The organism is Nocardia sp. NPDC058633 (assembly GCF_042717045.1).
Taxonomy (GTDB): domain Bacteria; phylum Actinomycetota; class Actinomycetes; order Mycobacteriales; family Mycobacteriaceae; genus Nocardia.
In genome coordinates this window covers 1-3886 of record NZ_JBHXRA010000044.1, presented here as the reverse complement: position 1 = coordinate 3886, position 3886 = coordinate 1, and the positions used below count along the sequence as shown (strand labels likewise).

The 3886-nt window shown below is 68.3% G+C and carries 1 protein-coding gene and 1 pseudogene; both read left to right on the top strand.

Annotated elements, in window-relative coordinates; translation table 11 throughout:
- Positions 1-654, top strand: a 654-nt coding sequence (locus tag ACFWUR_RS29605; protein WP_378911230.1) for an acyl carrier protein, incomplete at its 5' end; no start/stop codon positions are given.
- Positions 655-698: 44 nt separating this feature from the next.
- A pseudogene (locus tag ACFWUR_RS29600) lies at positions 699-3886 on the top strand (type I polyketide synthase); the annotation flags it as partial.

Here is a 3886-nt window from a genome sequence, read left to right as displayed (position 1 = left end):
CCGATCAAGCTCGATCTGAAAACGCTGCGATCCTCCACCGACGAACTCCCCGACCTCTTCCGGAGCCTGATCCGCACCACCACCCGCCGCACCGCAGTGGCGGGCGGCCAGGGTTCCATACCCGTGCTGAAGCAGCAGCTCGCCGGGCTGTCGGGCGACGAGCAGGAGGCACTGCTGCTGGACACGGTCCGTTCACACGCGGCGGCGATCCTCGGCCATGCGGGCGCGGAATCCATCGACGCCGACCGGGCCTTCAGCGAACTGGGCTTCGACTCACTCAGCGCCGTGGAATTCCGCAACCTGATGAACACGGTGAGCGGCCTGCGGCTGCCGCCGACGCTCGTCTTCGACTACCCCCACGCCCGCGTGCTGGCGCACCACCTGCGAGCGGAGCTCGTCCCGGACTCGGGCGAGGACAGCGAAGGTATGGGTTCCGGCTCCGGCGAGGCGGACATTCGCAGGGTCTTGCGGACCATCCCGCTCAGCCGGCTGCGTGACGCAGGACTGCTGGACAGCCTGCTCGAACTCGGCGGGATCAGCGATGCACGGACCGAGTCCGACGAAGCCGCAGAGGCCCCGGAGGACTCGATCGACGAAATGGATGCCGAGAGTCTGATCAGCATGGCGCTCGGCGGGGAAGCGGGAGAACTGTAATGGCTAGCTCTGACGAGAAGAAGCTTGTCGATGCGCTCCGGTCATCGTTGAAGGAAACCGAGCGGCTGCGTGCGCAGAACAGGAAGCTCACCGCCACGCTCCGTGAGCCGATCGCGATCGTGGGGATGAGCTGCCGGTACCCGGGTGGCATCGAGTCTCCCGAGGATCTGTGGCAGCTGGTCGTCAACGGCGTGGACGCGGTGTCCGAGTTCCCCGTGGACCGTGGCTGGGACGCGGAGCGGCTCTTCGACCCCGAGTCGCGGCGGCCGAACACGACGTACGTCCGCGAGGGCGGATTCCTGCACGGCGCGGCCGAGTTCGACCCCGCCTTCTTCGGCATCTCGCCCAATGAGGCACTGATCATGGATCCGCAGCAACGGTTGCTGTTGGAGACGTCCTGGGAGGCGATCGAGCGGGCCGGAATCGACCCGGCGTCGCTGAAGGGCTCGGCCACCGGCGTCTTCGCCGGAATGATGTACCACGACTACGCGGCCAACGCGAACACCGGATCCATCGCGTCGGGGCGCATCTCCTACGCGCTCGGCCTCGAGGGACCCTCGGTGACGATGGACACGGCTTGCTCGTCGTCCCTGGTGGCGCTCAACTCCGGTATCCAGGCGCTTCGTTCGGGTGAGTGCTCGCTGGCGCTCGTCGGTGGTGTATGCGTCATGGCCACGCCCGAGACCTTCGTCGAGTTCAGCCGCCAGCGCGGCCTCTCGCACAGCGGCCGGTGCAAGTCCTTTGCCGCAGCGGCGGACGGGACGGCGTGGGGCGAAGGCGTCGGCATGCTGCTCGTCGAGCGACTCTCCGACGCGCAGGCCAACAACCACCCGGTGCTCGCCGTCGTTCGCGGCATAGCGGTGAACCAGGACGGTGCGAGCAACGGACTCACCGCCCCGAACGGCCCCTCCCAACGCCGCGTGATCCGCCAAGCACTGGCCAACGCCCAACTGACGCCCGACCACATCGATGCCGTCGAGGCACACGGCACGGGAACAACACTCGGTGACCCGATCGAGGCGCAGGCGTTGCTTGCGACCTACGGCCGGAACCGCCCACACGACCAACCATTGTGGCTCGGCTCCATCAAATCGAACATGGGCCACACCCAGGCCGCGGCCGGTGTCTCCGGAATCATCAAGATGGTCGAGGCCATCCGCCACGGCATCCTGCCCAAGACCCTGCACGTAGACGAGCCGACCCACCAAGTCGACTGGACCGAGGGCAACATCGGACTGCTGACCGAGTCACGACCGTGGCCCGAGACCGGCCGACCGCGCCGGGCCGGTATCTCATCCTTCGGGATCAGCGGCACCAACGCCCACGTCATCATCGAACAGGCCCCGCCGCCCGCGCCCGTGGAGCCGGTGACGGAAACCGCGGTACGCGCACTGCCCCTCGTGCTCTCCGGCTGGACGGCGGAGGCGCTGCGCGGCCAGGCCGCACGGCTGCGGTCGCACCTGGAGCGCGATAAGGAGCTGCGGCCGCTGGACGTGGCGTACTCACTGGTCGCCACCCGCTCGGCCCTGGACCACAGGGCCGTCGTCGTCGGGGACGACCGGGCCGAACTCCTGCACGGGCTCGGAGTCGTGGCCGAAGGCCGGCCGGTGCCCGGTGTGGTGCACGGGACGTCACGAGCGAAGGGTCGCACGGCGTTCCTGTTCACTGGACAGGGTGCCCAACACCTTGGCATGGGACGAGAACTGTATAACGCGTTCCCCGTGTTCGCGCGAGCCTTCGACGCGGTCCTGACAGCGCTGGACATGCCGCTGCGGGAGATCATGTGGGGCGAACACGCCGAGGTTCTGAACCGGACCGAGTACACCCAGCCCGCCCTCTTCGCGATCGAGGTCGCGCTCTACCGCCTGGTCGAATCATGGGGTGTGAAGCCGGACTACCTCGCCGGGCACTCCATCGGAGAGATCACCGCCGCACACGTGTCCGGGGTACTGTCCCTGACCGACGCAGCGAAGCTGGTCGCGGCACGCGGGCAACTGATGCAGGCACTACCGGCCGGCGGCACCATGGTCGCGATCCAGGCCACCACAGAAGAAGTCGCCCCCCTGCTGACCACACTGGTGAGCATCGCCGCTGTCAACAGCCCCGACTCCGTCGTCATTTCAGGCGAGGAAGACCCCGTTCTCCGCATCAAAGCACACTTCGACAACGAGGGCCGCAAGACCAACAGGCTGAAAGTGTCACACGCCTTCCACTCGCCACTGATGGAGCCGATGCAGGACGAGTTCCGGGCGGTGGCCGAGTCCCTTTCGTACGCGGAACCGGCCATCCCGGTCGTCTCCAACGTCACCGGCACCCTGGCCACCGGACTCAACGACCCCGAATACTGGGTGCGGCACGTCCGCGACGCGGTCCGCTTCGCCGACGGGATCCGGACCCTGGCCGCCGCGAACGTCACCCGATTCCTGGAACTCGGCCCCGACGGCGTACTGACCTCGTTGGCCCAGCAGTCCCTGCAGTCGGAGTCTGCCGTCATGGCCGCCGCGCTGCGCAAGGGGCGGGCCGAGGTGTCCGCGCTGCTCAACGCCATCGGGCAGCTGTACGTGTCCGGCGCGGCCGTCGACTGGAAGCCGCTCTTCGAGGGGCGTGGAGCGCACCGCGCCGACCTCCCCACCTATGCCTTCCAACGGCAGCGCTACTGGCTCCACACCGTGGACTACCTGGCCGACTCCTGGGTCGCCGCCGAGCTGGGCGGGGTGAGCGACGTGGGCCTGGAGCCGGTCGAACATCCGCTGCTCGGAGCCGTGGTGGCGTCCCCGGACTCGGACGGCGCGGTCTTCACCGGCAGGCTGTCGACGTCGGCCCAGCCGTGGCTGGCCGACCATGCGGTGGGCGGGAAGGTGCTGTTCCCGGGCGCGGGCTTCGTGGAGCTGGCGATCGCCGCCGGGGACCATGTCGGCTGCGATGTGGTGGAGGAACTGACGCTCCAGGCGCCGTTGTTCCTTCTCGAGCGGGGCGGATCGGCGGTCCAGGTGGTCGTGGACGAGGCGTCCGAGGCCGGGACGCGTGCGGTACGCATATACGCACGGGGCGAGGAGGCGGAAGAGCCCTGGACCCTCCATGCGACAGGTGTGTTGGGCTCCGGATCCCGGCTGTCGTTCGACATGGCGTACTGGCCGCCGCAGGGCGCGGTGGAAGTGGAAGTGGACGGCCTGTACGAGGGATTGGCCGCTGCCGGTCTCGACTACGGTCCGGTGTTCCAAGGACTGACAGC